The 16,124-nt window shown below is 40.9% G+C and carries 12 protein-coding genes; 7 read left to right on the top strand and 5 right to left on the bottom strand.

The window, feature by feature from the left end:
• The first annotated feature begins 86 nt into the window (after window positions 1–86).
• On the top strand, window positions 87–2,951 hold the full coding sequence (locus H5182_RS06385; protein ID WP_182759730.1) for an FAD-binding and (Fe-S)-binding domain-containing protein: 2,865 nt from the start codon (window positions 87–89) through the stop codon (window positions 2,949–2,951).
• A 13-nt stretch (window positions 2,952–2,964) separates the two neighbouring features.
• Here the strand turns inward: H5182_RS06385 and H5182_RS06380 are convergent, their stop codons facing one another.
• Window positions 2,965–4,155 (bottom strand): acyltransferase family protein, encoded by a 1,191-nt coding sequence (locus H5182_RS06380; RefSeq protein WP_182759729.1) that lies wholly within the window; start codon window positions 4,153–4,155, stop codon window positions 2,965–2,967.
• A 411-nt stretch (window positions 4,156–4,566) separates the two neighbouring features.
• Between H5182_RS06380 and H5182_RS06375 the strand changes: the two genes are divergently transcribed.
• Window positions 4,567–6,165 carry a sensor domain-containing diguanylate cyclase gene (locus tag H5182_RS06375; RefSeq protein WP_182759785.1) on the top strand — a complete coding sequence of 533 codons (1,599 nt, stop codon included), beginning with the start codon at window positions 4,567–4,569 and terminating at the stop codon, window positions 6,163–6,165.
• A 66-nt stretch (window positions 6,166–6,231) separates the two neighbouring features.
• Window positions 6,232–6,945: a M15 family metallopeptidase gene (locus H5182_RS06370; protein WP_182757842.1), complete on the top strand. Its 714-nt coding sequence runs from the start codon at window positions 6,232–6,234 to the stop codon at window positions 6,943–6,945.
• Between the two features lie 188 nt (window positions 6,946–7,133).
• Here the strand turns inward: H5182_RS06370 and H5182_RS06365 are convergent, their stop codons facing one another.
• Window positions 7,134–9,299, bottom strand: a complete 2,166-nt coding sequence (locus tag H5182_RS06365) for a M3 family metallopeptidase (RefSeq protein ID WP_145238813.1) — start codon at window positions 9,297–9,299, stop codon at window positions 7,134–7,136.
• A gap of 615 nt (window positions 9,300–9,914) precedes the next feature.
• Between H5182_RS06365 and H5182_RS06360 the strand changes: the two genes are divergently transcribed.
• Both H5182_RS06360 and H5182_RS06355 read left to right on the top strand, forming a co-directional pair.
• Window positions 9,915–10,124 carry a cold-shock protein gene (locus tag H5182_RS06360; protein WP_058559473.1) on the top strand — a complete coding sequence of 70 codons (210 nt, stop codon included), beginning with the start codon at window positions 9,915–9,917 and terminating at the stop codon, window positions 10,122–10,124.
• Window positions 10,125–10,269: 145 nt separating this feature from the next.
• Window positions 10,270–10,992, top strand: coding sequence for an ABC transporter substrate-binding protein (locus H5182_RS06355; RefSeq protein ID WP_145238810.1), 723 nt, complete (start codon window positions 10,270–10,272; stop codon window positions 10,990–10,992).
• 4 nt (window positions 10,993–10,996) lie between these two features.
• Here the strand turns inward: H5182_RS06355 and H5182_RS06350 are convergent, their stop codons facing one another.
• From H5182_RS06350 to udk, 3 genes are all read right to left on the bottom strand, one after another.
• Window positions 10,997–11,716 carry an ABC transporter substrate-binding protein gene (locus tag H5182_RS06350; protein ID WP_182731971.1) on the bottom strand — a complete coding sequence of 240 codons (720 nt, stop codon included), beginning with the start codon at window positions 11,714–11,716 and terminating at the stop codon, window positions 10,997–10,999.
• Between the two features lie 193 nt (window positions 11,717–11,909).
• Window positions 11,910–13,133, bottom strand: coding sequence for a NupC/NupG family nucleoside CNT transporter (locus H5182_RS06345; protein ID WP_182731970.1), 1,224 nt, complete (start codon window positions 13,131–13,133; stop codon window positions 11,910–11,912).
• Window positions 13,134–13,151: 18 nt separating this feature from the next.
• Window positions 13,152–13,781 (bottom strand): uridine kinase, encoded by a 630-nt coding sequence (gene udk, locus H5182_RS06340; protein WP_145238801.1) that lies wholly within the window; start codon window positions 13,779–13,781, stop codon window positions 13,152–13,154.
• A 191-nt stretch (window positions 13,782–13,972) separates the two neighbouring features.
• Between udk and H5182_RS06335 the strand changes: the two genes are divergently transcribed.
• Together H5182_RS06335 and deoD are read left to right on the top strand one after the other, a co-directional pair.
• Window positions 13,973–15,205, top strand: coding sequence for a phosphopentomutase (locus tag H5182_RS06335; RefSeq protein ID WP_145238798.1), 1,233 nt, complete (start codon window positions 13,973–13,975; stop codon window positions 15,203–15,205).
• Window positions 15,205–15,906 carry a purine-nucleoside phosphorylase gene (gene deoD, locus H5182_RS06330; protein WP_145238795.1) on the top strand — a complete coding sequence of 234 codons (702 nt, stop codon included), beginning with the start codon at window positions 15,205–15,207 and terminating at the stop codon, window positions 15,904–15,906. The genes H5182_RS06335 and deoD overlap by 1 nt, the downstream gene beginning before the upstream one ends.
• Window positions 15,907–16,124: the final 218 nt, after the last annotated feature.

The raw sequence follows: 16,124 nt of genomic DNA, 5'->3' as shown, positions 1-16,124 counted from the left end.
TCGCTCTTATTTCAAGTAATAATATATTCCATAATGCTTGGTGGGTCGCCAAGCGAGTAAATTAACAGAACGCAAAGGGGCAAATAATGGCAACAGCACTGACACTATTTCAACAACAACTCAGTGATAAGCTGCCTGCCTCGGCGTTTATTGAAGATTACCCTAGGCGCTATGCTTTTGGCACTGATGCCAGCTTTTATCGTTTAGTGCCGCAATTAATAGTACTGGTTGCTGATCAGCAACAAGCGCAACAGGTCATCAGTGCCGCTGCAACATATAAAGTTGCCATTACTTTTCGTGCCGCCGGTACTAGCCTATCAGGCCAAGCAATTACAGATTCTGTATTAGTGCTGCTTAGTGATTGCTGGTCTGGCTATCAAATTGAAGATAACGGTGCTGCTATTCGGTTAGAGCCAGCGATTATTGGTGCTCGTGCCAATGCCGTACTTGCGCCTTTTGGCCGTAAAATTGGCCCTGATCCCGCTTCAATCAATAGTTGTAAAATCGCTGGCATGGCAGCCAACAATTCATCAGGTATGTGCTGTGGCGTGGCACAAAATAGTTACCATACAATAAAGGACATGACCTTAATCTTCGCTGACGGTACAGTGCTTGATACACGCAGTGAGCAAAGCCGTTCTGAATTTTTACATAGCCATCAACCGTTTATTAACGATATCACTGCGCTTGCCCAGCAGGTTACAAATAATCCTGAGTTGGCACAGCGTATCGCTCATAAATACCGCTTAAAAAATACCACGGGTTATGGTTTAAACGCGCTAATTGATTACACTGATCCGATTGAGATCATTAAGCATTTAATGATTGGCTCTGAAGGTACGCTGGGGTTTATTGCTGATATTACTTACCACACGGTGATTGATCATGCTCATAAAAGCTCAGCGTTTATTATTTTTGATGATATAAGCCAAGTCTGTGAATTAGTAAAGCAGCTAGCAATGCTTGATGTAGCGGCGGTTGAGTTATTGGATAAGCGCTCGCTCCTGTGCGTCGCGCATCATGACATCATGCCTAAAGATGTTCATAACTACCCAGCAGATAGTGCAGCATTGTTAATCGAAGTACGTGCAGAAGACGCAACAAAATTAGTTAATTTACAACAACAAGTGGATCAGCTTGTCGCACATTTTAGCGCCCATCAATTAGCGATTATGGCGTTTTCAACAGATGCTAAGCGCAATGCATCATTATGGAATATTCGTAAAGGTACGTTCCCGGCAGTCGGTGCAGTGCGCGAAAATGGCACCACTGTGATCATTGAAGACGTGGCTTTTGAGCTGGATGTATTAGCTCAGGGTGTTAAAGCTCTGCATCAATTATTTGATAAATACAGTTACGATGAAGCGATTATTTTTGGCCATGCCTTAGCGGGTAATTTGCATTTTGTATTTACCCAAGCGTTCGATACACCAGCGCAAGTAGCGCGTTATGAGCAATTTATGCGGGACGTGTCGCAACTGGTGGCGGTTGAACTTAATGGCTCATTAAAAGCTGAGCATGGTACTGGGCGAAATATGGCGCCGTTTGTGGCAACTGAATGGGGCACTGATGGCTTTGCTGTGATGCAACGTATTAAACAATTGTTTGATAAAGACCACATTTTAAACCCAGGAGTGATCATCAATACCGATGAAAACTGCCATATTCAACATTTAAAAACCATGCCTAGCAGCGACGATATAATCGACAAATGTATTGAGTGTGGTTTTTGCGAAACCGTATGCCCATCAAAAGGACTCACCTTAACGCCGCGCCAACGTATTACGCTGTGGCGACGTCGCGCTGAATTGGTTAATCAACTTAGTAACACCGGTGATATTAGCGAAAAACAGCACATTAATCGTCAGCTCAGCAGTATCGAAAAAGATTTTCAATATTTAGGTATTGATAGCTGTGCAGCAACCGGGCTGTGTGGCATGAAATGCCCCGTCGGTATTAACACCGGTGAATTTATAAAATCCCTGAGGGCAAAAAAGCAACTCAATGCAAAAGTGGCGCCGCGCATAGCCAGTTTTGCGGTCAAACATTTTGCGGTATTAGCAAATACAGCACGCTTTGGTTTAACCAGTATGGCGATGGTGCGAAACATCATTGGTGCACAGGCACTGCGTACTTTAACCAAACCTACTAATAAGCTGATTGGCACCCCACTTTATTATTCAGCGTGGCCAAGGGGGGAGCAGCCAATTAATCACAGCATAGTACACGCACAACAGCCTGATAAAGTGGTTTATCTTCCCAGTTGTGCCAGCAGGGTGTTTGCAGCCGATGAGCAAGCGGATGATCGCCGCTCAATTATGCAAGTTATGCATAGCCTCGCGACTAAAGCGGGAATTGAACTGTTACTGCCGATGCAAATTAATGAGCTATGTTGTGGCATGCCCTTTGCCAGTAAAGGCTTACCTGAACAGGCAAAAAGTAAAGCTGAGCAGTTACTCGATATCGCGCAGCAGGTGTCTGAAAATGGTCGTTACCCGATTATTTTTGACGCCAGTCCATGTGCATTAACAAGCAATGAAGCAGCGCAACAGCGCGGTTTAACAGTACTCGAAAGCGCTGAGTTTGCTTATCAATATTTATTGCCTAAGCTGACCATCACAGCCCAACCAGAGCCGGTTATGTTACATGTTACCTGTAGTAGCAAGCGCCGTGGCAGTGAACAACAACTTGTTGCCGTAGCTAAAGCATGCAGTAACGAAGTAATTATTCCGGCTGATATTGAATGTTGTGGCTTTGCCGGCGATAAGGGCTTTAACTTGCCAGAGCTAAATGCTAATGCATTAAAAACGCTGCGTAACCAAGTGCCTCAAAATTGCAGTAGCGGTATTTCTAATAGCCGCAGTTGTGAAATTGGCTTAACTCAGCACAGTGGTATTAACTACCAATCTGTGCTGTATTTATTAGATAAAGTGAGTCAAGCAGCCTCTTGATGAGGCTTAGACATTATACTTTCCAAAAAATCCCGCGTTTATAGCACGCATACATCACTAGATAAGAGGCGAGTAAAAATAGCAACGAATAGCTAAAAGAGCCTAAATAATTACCAAATAGCGGTTGTAATACTTGATTAAATATAGCACTTTTTAAACTTGTATCAGCCACTGGGATCATAATTAAAATTCGCGCTACGATGCCAGCAAACATAAAGAACAAAATAGCGTTAGCGCCAAACACTAAAAACGGCGCACTCCACAAGCGAACTTTACGAATATCGAGAATATAGCTACACAGTGCATAGCATAACATCGCTAGTCCTGAGCTGATTATTACATAGCTTGGTGTCCATAGTGCTTTGTTTATTGGTATTAAAAGTGAAAGTAAGCACCCGCAAACAATGCTTGTAATAGCCACTAGGGTAAATATTCTGACTTGTTTGCCAAGGTTTTTTTCAGTGCTTATATAGTATCCGCACAATATTCCTGATAATGCCGTTGCAATTGCAGGTAAGGTTGAGAGTATTCCTTCTGGATCAAATGCTAAAGGTTTTGCTGTAGCATAGTAAACATGATTTGCACCGAGCAGTAAATTATCAAGCCAAGCGCTGAGGTTATTACCATGCAGCCACAGCCCTTTAACGATTTCACCGTTAGGCAATGAATAGGGCGTATATATCATTAATGCGCCGTACCCGATGAGTAAGCTAACAAAGGTAAGCGCAATATACTTTGGTTTTATATAAAGGTAACAAGCTAAGGCAATCAGATAAACTAGACCGATGCGTTGTAAAACGCCCATGATCCTAATACCTGCTAAACGTTCATCTAGCCAGCTGAAATTAGGATCGCGAAAATTATAGTAGAACAGGGCTAAAAACCAACCTAATGCAACTAGCTTTACCGTACGCACTACACCAGATCTGAGTATACTTTGTTTCGTAATTCCTTTTGCCTGCATGGCATTAACCGATAGTGTGATCGACATCCCAACAATAAAAATAAAAAATGGGAAAATTAAATCAGTGGGTGTTAGGCCATGCCAATCAGCATGTTTAAGCGGCCAGTACATATATAACCAATTCCCTGGGTTATTTACTAGAATCATCGCAGTGATAGTGAGCCCTCGCAGTACATCTAAGGCGAGCAAACGATGACTGGGTAATTGTGACAATATATTCTGGCAGTGATGTTTAACCATAATGTTCTTTTATTTGTTATTTGTCTTTTAATTGTAATAATTTATTCATTTTGAGCAAGGTAAATTTTCTTCGCTTATTTTGTTAAAAGCGCAAACAGATAAATTGATTTTTCTATGGGGAAACAGCAATCGCTTAGCGCAAGCTCAGCAACAAGTTGTTGCATAAGTTCAACTGGCATGTAGTGAAAATTCAAATAATATTACAAGTATTTGAATTTAAAATTTTTATGTCGCGAGAGCCAAGCTGAGCGCGGTCTAAAAATTGCATAGAGATAAATTATTAGCCGTTGGGAACAACAGAAATAAGTACTTTACGAGCTTTTAGCTGGATCGTATGGGAGCTATTTGCTATCATTTATCGTTAGTATAATTGCCAAGGAAATACAAGGCCAGCATAGAGAAGTAAGTATTTTGCTAGGCCGTGTTAATATCAATCTTGATTTAAAAAAGTTAATCTTATTTTTAGCTATTTCAGTGACTGTGATCACCTTTCTAAATGGCTTTTATTCCAGCTACCAAGTACAAAAACAGCAGCTACAATCGCAAACCTTAAAAAACCATAATGCGTATGCCGCTAAACTTGTCTCTGCCACTGACCGGTTTCTACTGGCTGCTCAGCAGCAACTCGCTTATTCAGCAAAAATTCTTGCAATCCAATTTAATGATGCAAACACTCTTGCGCAAGAGGCGCAGCGACTTAGGTTGCAAACTGATAGCTTTAACTCAACGGTTGTCGTTGACAAAAATGGTGTGGTATTAGCCCATTCACCATTGAGTCTAAAGCTAAAAGGTCAACTTTTAGAAAGTGATGGTGCAAAACAAGCACTAGCGAATAAAAAGCCAATGATCAGTGAGCCTTATATTTCTGCGGTAGGGAACCTCGTGATAGTTATTTCGCATCCGATATTTAACTCTCAAGGTGAATACCTTGGCTACATAGGAGGGACATTATATCTAAAACAAAAAGGGATTTTACACGACTTACTGCAAGTACATTTTCATAAAGACGGCTCATATATCTATGTTGTTGATAAGAATAGGCGCTTACTTTATCACCCTGATGTTGCTCGGATCGGTGAACAAGTTTTTGGCAATCCAGTGATCGAAGCGGTGCTAAGAGGTGAAAGCGGCACTAGGCAGTTAATTAATAGTCAAAACATTGTCATGCTGGCAGGTTATGCACCATTAAAAAGTGCCTCTTGGGGCATTGTCACACAACGACCATTAGACGCTACATTTGCGCCATTAGACGATTTAATGATGAATGTTTTATATCGAACCCTGCCAGTAGGGTTGGCAACCTTTATATTTATTTGGGTGCTAGCTCGGTTAATTTCAAAGCCGTTAAGGCAACTTGCAGAAACGGCTAAAACACTTGATAACCCGTCAACTTCGCAACAGTTAAAGCAAGTGCGGTCTTGGTATTATGAAAGCTCTGAACTGCGTTTAGCTATGCTAAAAGGAGTCGGCTTATTACAAAACCAGATTGGTCTATTACAGCATGAAGCACAAACAGATCCACTTACGGGCTTACATAACCGACGTAGCCTGGAGCTCATGTTAGATCAATTAACTTTACAGCAAACGCCTTTCACTGTGCTTGCTATCGATATTGATTTTTTTAAGCGTGTTAATGATGAGTTTGGCCATGATATTGGTGATATTGTTTTGCAATCGTTGGCTACAATTATTGTTGATGTAACCCGTGAAAATGATTTTGTTGCACGTACGGGGGGAGAAGAGTTTATTGTTATATTACCAAATATTAACGCCAAATCAGCTTATCAACTTGCGGAACGATTACGTATGCGTGTATCAGAAACAATCATCGAACCAGTAGGAAGTATCAACATATCAATAGGTATTTCTGGCTGGCCACTGATGCAATTGAGTGTTGAAGAGATACTCAAACAAGCGGATCAGGCTTTATACAAAGCGAAAAAAACGGGTCGTAATCGGTGTATTATTGATTCTCAGTTTATCCAATCTGAACTTGTCGAGCAGGAATAATTTATTGGCAATGGCTTTTAACTATGCAATATTAATAGCCTGTTTTTAATGTTATAAGCTACTACAATGTTGTTAAATATCAGTTTTAAACTAATGTCACTGCTTGGAGTGTATGCTTTAAGCAGTGCAGCAATTGCCCATGACGCTAACGCTACATATTCCGACCCAGCTCAAAGCTATCGTAGTGAGTTTGTTGATGTTGCAACGTTAATACCGACCGCATTATTTGATATTCGCTATTTTAGTGGGCAAAACTTTGTTGGTAAACCAATCGAAGGTTATAACGCGCCTAAATGCTTATTGCATAAAACGGCAGCTGCAGCGCTGGTAAAAGCACATTCTCAGGCGGAGCAAGCAGGTTATAATTTTAAAATTTATGATTGTTATCGACCACAACGAGCCGTTGACCACTTTGTGCGTTGGGTTAACGACGCAACTGACACAAAAACCAAAGCAGCGTATTACCCTAATTTAGGAAAAGATCAGTTACTCGGTGATTATATCGCAGCTAAATCAGGCCACAGCCGTGGTTCAACAATTGATTTAACTTTGACTGATAGTCAAGGCAAAGCATTAAATATGGGCTCATTGTTTGATATGTTCGATACCATCTCAAATACCGATGATCCGCGTATTACTCAAGACCAACAAGCAAACAGATATAAGTTAAAAAATATCATGCTGGCCGCTGGATTTTCGCCTTACGCAATGGAGTGGTGGCACTTTACCTATCAGCCACAAGCCTATCCAAATACTTATTTTGATTTTGTGGTGCAGTGAGGGGCTAGCGAGTTAAAAACAGTAAAGTTAGTGAGCTGAACTAAGTACATCTATTCAGCCTACTAATTTATACACTCATAATGAGGCGGTATATAGCCATTGCTAGTTACAGGCGCGAAATTAGTTTCGCGCCTTGATCGTTAAGCAGGAAATAGCTAGTTTCTAACTTTCCCCTCCGTAGCTTGTTTTTACTGAACGGTTGCTTTTAAACCACGGCGTTTTAATAACGCTGAGGTGTCAGGCTCTTGACCGCGGAACGCTTTGAACGACTCCATTAGGTCACGTGAGTTACCAACTTCTAAGATCTCTTTACGGTATTTATCGCCCATTTTACGGGTTAAACCGCCTTGCTCTTGAACGTAAGCAAATGCATCGGCCGCTAAAATTTCACTCCACATGTATGCGTAGTAGCCCGCTGAGTAACCGCCACCCATTGAGTGTGAGAAGAACGCAGACTTATAACGCGGTGGCACAAATGGCACATTTACACCGTGCTTAGTTAGTGCTTGTTGCTCAAATTTCTCAATATCTTGTAACGGGGCATCAGCAGGCAATGAGTGCCATTCCATATCTAAAAGTGCCGCTGCAACGTACTCAAGGGTGTCATAGCCTTGGTTGAAGCTACGTGATTGAATTACTTTAGTCAGTAACTCATCAGGAATTGGCTCACCTGTTTCGTGGTGTTTTGCATAGTTTGCGATAACTTCAGGATACATAGCCCAATCTTCTTCAAACGTTGATGGGAACTCAACGAAGTCACGAGATACTGAAGTACCCGATAAAGTTGGGTATTTCACGTTCGAGAACATACCATGTAGGCCGTGACCCAATTCGTGGAAGATAGTTGTTGTTTCGTCATAGCTGATTAGCGTTGGTTCACCTTTGGCGCCTTTTTGAATGTTCATTACATTCACAACCACAGGCTTTTGTTCTTTTAAGCCAGATTGTTTTACAAACGAGCTCATCCATGCGCCACCACGTTTGCCTTCACGCGCAAAGTAATCAGCAAAGAAAATCGCAAGGCTCTTACCATCAGCATCAAATAGCTCATATGCTTTTACATCTGGGTGATAAACCGGAATATCAGTGCGTGGTTTGAAAGTAATGCCATATAAGCGGTTCATGGTAAAGAATACGCCGTCTTCTAATACACGATTAAACTCAAAGTATTCTTTTACTGCATTTTCGTCTAAGTTGTACTTATCTTTACGTACTTGCTCTGCGTAGAATAGCCAATCCCAAGGCTGTAGCTTAAATTGATCGCCAGACTCATCGATTTTCGCTTGGATCGCAGCAGCTTCAGCATTAACGTTTTGCATCAACGCAGGGATCATGCTGGCAAACATATCAAATACTGCTTCTGGTTTCTTCGCCATTTGTGATTCTAATCCAAACGCAGCCCAACTGTCGTAACCAAGTAGTTTTGCTTTTTGAGCACGTAGCTGAGCTAGTTCAGCCACGATTTCGCGGTTACTATTTTCACCCGATAGCGCACGCTCTGATGATGCACGCCATACTTTTTCACGTAGTTCACGGTTTTTAAGCGCTGCTAAAATTGGTTGGCGCGTTGTGTTAGTGATTTTTATCAGATATTTACCTGAGTGACCCGCTTGTGTTGCAGCATTGGCAAGTTGCTCTATTTGGCCTGCTGATAAACCATCAAGCAGCGCTTTATCGTCAACGATAACAACATTGCTGTTAGTCAATGCTAGTAAGTTTTGTGAAAACTGAGTGGTTAAGCTTGAGTGCTTGGTATTGATATCACGAATTTGTTGTTTTTGTTCTGCGTTTAATTTCGCGCCCGCTCTAATAAAGCGTTTGTAGTAAACGTCGAGTAAGCGAGTTTCTTCAGCTGTTAAAGCCAGAGTGTCTGACTCTGCGTGTAATGTTGCTACTTTTTCAAATAATGCTTTATTTAAGAAAATGTTGTCGCTGTGTGCTGCCATTTTTGGCGCTAGCTCTTTTTGTATCTCACGACGCGTTGGGTTTGAGTCACTGCCTGCTAGGTTATAGAAAATGCTACGGGTACGGGTTAATAATTCCCCACTTTCTTCAAGCGCAACAATTGTATTAGCAAAATCAGGCTTAGCAGGATTATTGATAATCGTTTGTACTTCAGCCATTTGCTCAGCCATACCTTGATTAAAAGCCGGCATAAAGTGTTCGTCTTTAATCGCATTGAAATCTGGCGTTTCGTATTGTAAAACGCTTTTCACTAACAGTGGATTAGCTTGCTGTACTTGATCAGCTGTAGCCGTTTGTTCGGCTTTAATGTTGTTTGCTGTTGTTTGGGGCTCAGAACAGGCTGTTAATAATAACGCTGAACTGATCGCGGTTGCTAATAAGTGTTTCATTATTTTTCTCTTATCATTTTTAAAAATTAAATTGTGCCGATATAAGCGCAGTAAGCGCTTTGTAAATCAGCAGGTGCCTGCTGTCATAAAAGTTGAAGTGCACAAAAAATAGCAGCAAAGCGCAATTAAATGGGGCAAACATCACTATGTGCTCAATGGCCCAAGCATACTGCAGATAACTACTAATGATCTCACCTATTGAGATAAGGCGATTATTAGCTGCGATAAGTGGTGAAATCTCACTAAGAATGGAATATATTTTTACTTTTACGCAATTTTTTCAGTGAGTTTTCAAATATGTGATAGATTGCAAAAAATGATGCTGAGCAATCAACTGTAACAAAAAAAGTAACACTCATCCGTGATAGAAAAAATTACTCAACGCGCCTTAAGTATTGGCTAAGGTAAATAAAGACTCGAAAGGGGGTTGACATAACTTATTAACCCTGTATAGTTTGCTGCAGCTAGAAAGAAAGCATGAAAGCTATAAATCTCCATTTCGATGTTGTATAAGTAATACTTGTAGTACCGTCCTGAAGTTTTTAAAGTACCATCTCATTTTTTGCTACATCGCTCACTAGAGCAATTATTTTATTTTTATATCAGGATATTACAATGTCAAACATCGTATCAGGTACAGTTAAGTGGTTCAACGAGTCTAAAGGTTTTGGTTTCATCGAGCAAGAAAATGGCCCAGACGTTTTCGCACATTTCTCAGCAATCAAAAGCGAAGGTTTCAAAACTTTAGCTGAAGGCCAACGTGTAGAGTTCACTCTTTCACAAGGTCAAAAAGGTCCACAAGCAGAGAACATCACTGCTGTATAATTTTACCTTTTAGGTAGAATAATAAAAGCAAGCTTAGGCTTGCTTTTTTGTGTTTTAAAATTGACGTAACTTGCTCCCCCTCCTATTCTTTATCTATTATTATTATTCTGTAACGAGATAGATTATCTACCGATTACTTATCCTAGTGTTTAGCCTTGGATTCACTTTTACTTGCGCTGCAAAGCCAATAATTACTATTTTTACTGAACAGTTTCCCCCTTATAATTTTTCGAATAAAGGGCAGCTGCAAGGGATTAATTTAGATATTGTGCGTACGTTGTGTGAGCTTTCACAAGTGGAGTGCAAATTTGAGCTGTTGCCTTGGGCAAGGGCATACGATTTAGTGCAAAAAAATCAGCTCTCAGGGCTAGTATCAACCGCTCGCAGTGCTGAGCGAGAAGATTTATTTTACTGGGTTGGCCCATTGGTTTCTTCACGTACATTTTTTTATCGTCTTCGCGACAACAAACACATTAATCCAACTGATATTACTCAAGTTAGTGCATACACCTTAGGTGTCGTTAGAGGCAATATTTATGAGGGGCTAGTGGAGAGTATTGGTTTCCAACAAGATAAAAACTTATTAAAAGTAGCTCATCACTATGAATATATGAACCTATTTTTTAAAAATAAAATCGATTTAATTCTCGGCTCAGAGTTTGCCTTAGATTACCAACTGCAGCAATTTGGTCATGGTGGTAAAGAAGTCGTCAAACTAGTTGAGCTACCAGTAAATACATTACAGGGTAACTACGTAGTATTTAATAAAGAGATGCCTATTGAAATAGTTGAACGCTTCAATGAGCAGTTAGAAAAACTTAAAGCGGTGGATAACTTTGACGCTTATCGGCATCGTTATGTACAATAGCTAGTTAATGAGCCGTTATTAATTGACGGTATTTTTCAGTACTTTTAACCTTTAAAAAAGCCTGCTGCAGTGCTTTTATAATATCTTCATCAGTATTGATATTTGCAGCTAAGTAACCAGCAACTGCCAGTCCTTCTATGGCATGTACGAACGTCAGTGCGTTAGCATTGATCGCTAGCTGCTCACTCATTGAAGCTAGATAATTAGCATCGTCGACTACCAGATCAACTTTTCTTGCTAGTAGTAACTGATATGACTTTTGAATATCAGTGGTCAGCAATACTTCGAAACCACGTTTTACTAATACTTGCGATGCAAGGTCATGGCGCTGTACGGCAATTTTATATTGCTTAGCTTGCTCTGTATTATCAAAGTTAATATCACTGCGCTCAGAGAGTTTTACAAAGCCCATTTCAAACTGTGCTACTGGCCCTATCCAATGGAATAGTGTCTCGCGATCCGTTGTGCGTGCCATACTGTAAATTAAGGTGTTGCTATTATTAACCGCCATTTTATAAGCACGTGCCCAAGGGTACATGTTGATTGGGGCATTGAGCTTAGCCTCTAAAATAATCATATTTACTAACTCAGTACTATAACCAGTTACCTGATTATTCAGCAAAACTTGATTCGGCGGTGACAACTCGGTCACAACCATTAAGTTTTGATTTGCAGTACTATGGACACTGATACAAAGAAGTAGCAGATTAATAAATAGCCGCATTTATTTTCTCTTTTTGACGATAGAACTTTGAGTATAGCAATAACTAGGAAAAGTATTATGAAAGTAAACAGTGAATTAAAAACGATAAAAGGGCCATAAAGGCCCTTTGTGAAGTATCGTTCAAGTAAGATAAGTCTTTAACCCCTTAAAGGCTTATCCTATTGTTTTGCAACCAAGGCTCATCTCAAAGTTTCTAAGCTAGCGAGAGGAAAAAACCTGCAATTGCGGCGCTCATGAGGTTAGCCATAGATCCTGCTAACACTGCTCTGAGCCCTAAGCGTGCGATATCCTTTCGCCGACTAGGCGCCATACCGCCTAATCCACCTAGTAAAATGGCTATCGATGATAAGTTAGCAAACCCACATAACGCGAATGTGACAATCGCTTGTGTGTGCGCACTTAACGTATCGCGATAATTCATAAAGTCTAAATAAGCAACAAACTCGTTTACTACTAATTTTTGACCAATAAAGCTACCAGCTATAATTGCTTCATTCCACGGTACACCTAGTAACCAGGCAACCGGCGCAAATATATAACCTAAAATTTCTTGTAGTGTTAGGGTTGGATAATCAAACCAACCACCAATACCACCTAATAAACCGTTTAACAGCGCAATTAAAGCTACAAATGCCAGTAACATTGCGCCTACATTCAAGGCTAAATGCATACCGTTTGCTGCACCCGATGCTGCTGCATCAATTACGTTAACAGGCTTGTCTTCGTCAAGCTCTAAATCAGCTAAAGTATCTTTTGGTGTTTCGGTCTCTGGCACAATCATCTTGGCCATTAAGAAACCACCCGGCGCTGCCATAAAGCTGGCTGCAATTAAATATTTAAGCTCTACACCAATAATCACGTAACCGGCCATTACTGAGCCCGCTACCGTTGCTAAGCCACCTACCATTACTGCAAATAACTCTGACTTAGTCATCGTTGCAATGAACGGCTTAACAATCAGTGGCGCTTCAGTTTGACCAACAAAAATGTTTGCGGTTGCTGAAAGCGACTCCGTGCGTGAGGTTTTCAACAGTTTTTGTAAACCACCGCCTAATATTCTAATTATCCAATCCATAATGCCTAAGTGATATAACACAGCAACTAATGCTGAGAAAAACACAATAACTGGCAATACCTGAATAGCAAAAATAAACCCTAACGTATCCTGATTTGCTAACGGTCCAAATAAAAAGCTGATCCCATCATTAGCAAACCCGATCACTGATGATACGGCTTTTGACATGCCAACTAATGCATTTTTACCTGCGTCTGAAAACAGGACAAAACCACCAATTATAAATTGCAGGGCAAAAGCGATACCGACAGTTCTAAAACTAATTGCTTTGCGATTTGTCGAAGCCGCAAATGCAATGCCTAGCAGCATACACATGCCGACTAAGCTCATAAATGTTGTCATCTTTGCTTATTCCCGTTGTTATTTTTGCAGTAAATATTTTATTTTACTTTTAATTATATCAATCGCAACACGATTCATACCACCACGTGTAACCACTAAATCAGCCTTGTGCTTTGAAGGCTCAATAAACTGATAAAACATCGGTCTCACAGTAGCTTGATATTGTTCAACAACGGACTGTAATGTTCTGCCTCGTTGCTCCATATCACGTTGCATACGGCGCATCAGGCAAATATCAAGCGGTGTATCAATAAACACTTTGATATCAAATTCTTTACGTAGCGCTTTATCACTAAGCAATAAAATCCCTTCAACTATGAGAATTTCTGCTGGCATCACAGTGCGTGTTTTGTCACTGCGAGTATGCTGCGCATAATCATAGGTAGGTACTTCTACCGCTTCGCCATCACGTAACTGTGTTAAATGTTTACACATTAACTCATGTTCAAACGCATCAGGATGGTCGTAATTCGTTTGCGTACGATGATCAAACGGCAAATGCGATTGGTCTTTATAGTACGCATCTTCTTCAATCACGGCGATGGCGCCTGGTTCAAGCTCATTCACCAATTCATTATAAATTGTTTGGCTAAAAAGAGATTTGCCAGACGCAGAAGCGCCAGCAATGGCTATTATTGTTCGTGTCACTAAAGTTCTCATCCACACAGAAGGATACATTGTTGGTAGATCACAATAGCAAAAAAGACACGAATAATCTCTCTTGCTTCGCTTTAAGGTGTGAAATTTATAATGTTTAGGTTTTATGAAACAGGACTTATGTCCTGTACGTTAAAAAGCACAAAAATATAAAGTAGCTACATTGGATAATCGAGGTGAGTATGGCAAGAGCAATTATATTAATGGCAGATAGCCTAGGCATAGGTGCAGCACCAGACGCTGACAAGTTTGGCGACTTGGGCGCAAACACTTTTGCACATTTGCTTAAAGCATACTTTGAAGAAACCGGCGAACGGCTATCACTACCTAACCTATCGTTATTAGGTTTAGTTGATGCATGTGAAGCTGCAGGCAATGAACCGTGCCTTGTTAGCGACCGTCAAACACCGATTGCTGCTTGGGGTTACGCAAAAGAGCTTTCTAGCGGCAAGGATACTCCATCAGGTCATTGGGAAATGGCAGGTGTACCTGTGTTATTCGATTGGGGATATTTCCCTAAAACACAACCGAGTTTTCCACAACAGTTAATTGACGAGCTGATTGCTCGTACCGGTATCCCAGGGATTTTAGGCAACTGCCATGCCTCGGGTACTACGATTTTAGAACAGCTAGGTGAAGAGCACATAAAAACAGGTAAACCAATCTGTTACACCTCAGCTGATAGCGTGTTTCAAATAGCCGCGCATGAACAAACTTTCGGTCTAGAAAAACTTTATCAGGTCTGCGAAATCACACGGGCGCTGCTTGATGAAATGAACATAGGACGAGTGATTGCGCGGCCATTTTTGGGTTCCAATAATCAAGACTTTGCCAGAACGGGCAATCGTCGAGATTATTCAGTGTTACCGCCAGCGCCAACATTGCTAGACAAACTAGCAGATGACGGTGGTGAAGTGATTAGCATAGGGAAGATATCTGACATCTATGCGCATCAAGGTATTACCCAAAAACACAAAGCCCCAGGCTTACAAAACTTGTTAGCAAAAACCACTGAGGTAATGGCATCAGCGCCAGATCACAGTTTGATATTTACTAATTTAGTTGATTTTGATGAAAAATTTGGTCATCGCCGCGACCCTGTTGGGTATGCAAAAGCGCTTAAACAGTTGGACGATTACTTACCAACGATACTTAAGCAGCTTAAAGCCGACGACGTACTAATTATTACGGCGGATCACGGTTGTGATCCAACATTCCCGGGCAGTGAGCACACCCGCGAATATGTGCCTGTACTTGCTTATCAGGTAGGGCTTGAAAATACCCCGCTTGGTGAACGTGCTAGTTTTGCAGATATAGGTCAAACACTTGCCCAGTGGTTTAACTTACCTGCACTTGAATATGGCGATGGCTTTATTGATAAGCTTAACGCGCTAAAAGTAAAAGGAAACGAATAATGAGTACTCCACATATTGACGCAAATAATGGCGATTTTGCACAAACGGTATTAATGCCGGGTGATCCATTACGTGCGCAATACATTGCTGAAAATTTTCTTGATGATGCTGTAAAAGTAACCGGCGTTCGTAACATGTATGGTTTTACTGGCACTTATAAAGGTAAACCAGTAAGCATTATGGGTTCTGGTATGGGCATTCCATCAATGTCGATTTATGCACGCGAATTAATCGTCAGCTACGGCGTTAAAAATCTAATTCGTATCGGCACCTGTGGCGGTATTGGTAGCGACATTAAAATTCGTGACGTTATTTTTGCACAAGGCGCAAGCACAGATTCAAATGTAAACCGTGCACGTGTACGTGGTTATGATTTCTCAGCAATTGCTGATTTTGATTTACTATTAAACGGCGTTAATGCAGCAAAAGAGCTAGGTATTAAAGCGAAAGTGGGTAACGTATTTACCACAGATACCTTTTATCAAGCCGATAACAGCTTTTATCAAGAACTTGATAAACTAGGCATGTTAGCGGTAGATATGGAAACAGCCGGTTTATACGGCGTTGCTGCTGAATATGGTGCAAAGGCCATGGCATTATTTACCGTGAGTGACCACGTGATCACCGGTGAAGCAACCCCAAGTGAAGAGCGTCAAAGCACCTTCAATGAAATGGTTAAAATTGCCTTAGAGTCAATCTAAGCGTAATAAACAAAAAGTTCCTTGGTAACGTATTCGCAGTATTTTGGAGACACGCCCAAAATAATGTGAGACTAACCTCCAAAGCCGCCTAGTTAAACTAAGCGGCTTTTTTTATGGTGCAAAGCTAGCGAGGGGAAAGTTAGCAAGGGTAAAGATAGCGAGGGTAAAGTTAGCAAGGGGAAAGTGAGTAAGGGAAAGGTTGGTGATGGTATTGTTAG

The organism is Pseudoalteromonas sp. SG44-17, assembly GCF_014164235.1.
GTDB classification, from domain to species: Bacteria; Pseudomonadota; Gammaproteobacteria; order Enterobacterales; family Alteromonadaceae; genus Pseudoalteromonas; species Pseudoalteromonas rhizosphaerae.
This window is presented reverse-complemented; position numbering and strand designations above follow the sequence as displayed.

Excerpts from the sequence above, each read along its gene's own strand:
- H5182_RS06385 (WP_182759730.1), top strand. The coding sequence starts at position 87 with ATGGCAACAGCACTGACACTATTTCAACAACAACTCAGTGATAAGCTG.
- H5182_RS06380 (WP_182759729.1), bottom strand. The coding sequence starts at position 4,155 with ATGGTTAAACATCACTGCCAGAATATATTGTCACAATTACCCAGTCAT.
- H5182_RS06370 (WP_182757842.1), top strand. The coding sequence starts at position 6,232 with ATGTTGTTAAATATCAGTTTTAAACTAATGTCACTGCTTGGAGTGTAT.
- H5182_RS06365 (WP_145238813.1), bottom strand. The coding sequence starts at position 9,299 with ATGAAACACTTATTAGCAACCGCGATCAGTTCAGCGTTATTATTAACA.
- H5182_RS06360 (WP_058559473.1), top strand. The coding sequence starts at position 9,915 with ATGTCAAACATCGTATCAGGTACAGTTAAGTGGTTCAACGAGTCTAAA.
- H5182_RS06350 (WP_182731971.1), bottom strand. The coding sequence starts at position 11,716 with ATGCGGCTATTTATTAATCTGCTACTTCTTTGTATCAGTGTCCATAGT.
- H5182_RS06345 (WP_182731970.1), bottom strand. The coding sequence starts at position 13,133 with ATGACAACATTTATGAGCTTAGTCGGCATGTGTATGCTGCTAGGCATT.
- H5182_RS06335 (WP_145238798.1), top strand. The coding sequence starts at position 13,973 with ATGGCAAGAGCAATTATATTAATGGCAGATAGCCTAGGCATAGGTGCA.
- deoD (WP_145238795.1), top strand. The coding sequence starts at position 15,205 with ATGAGTACTCCACATATTGACGCAAATAATGGCGATTTTGCACAAACG.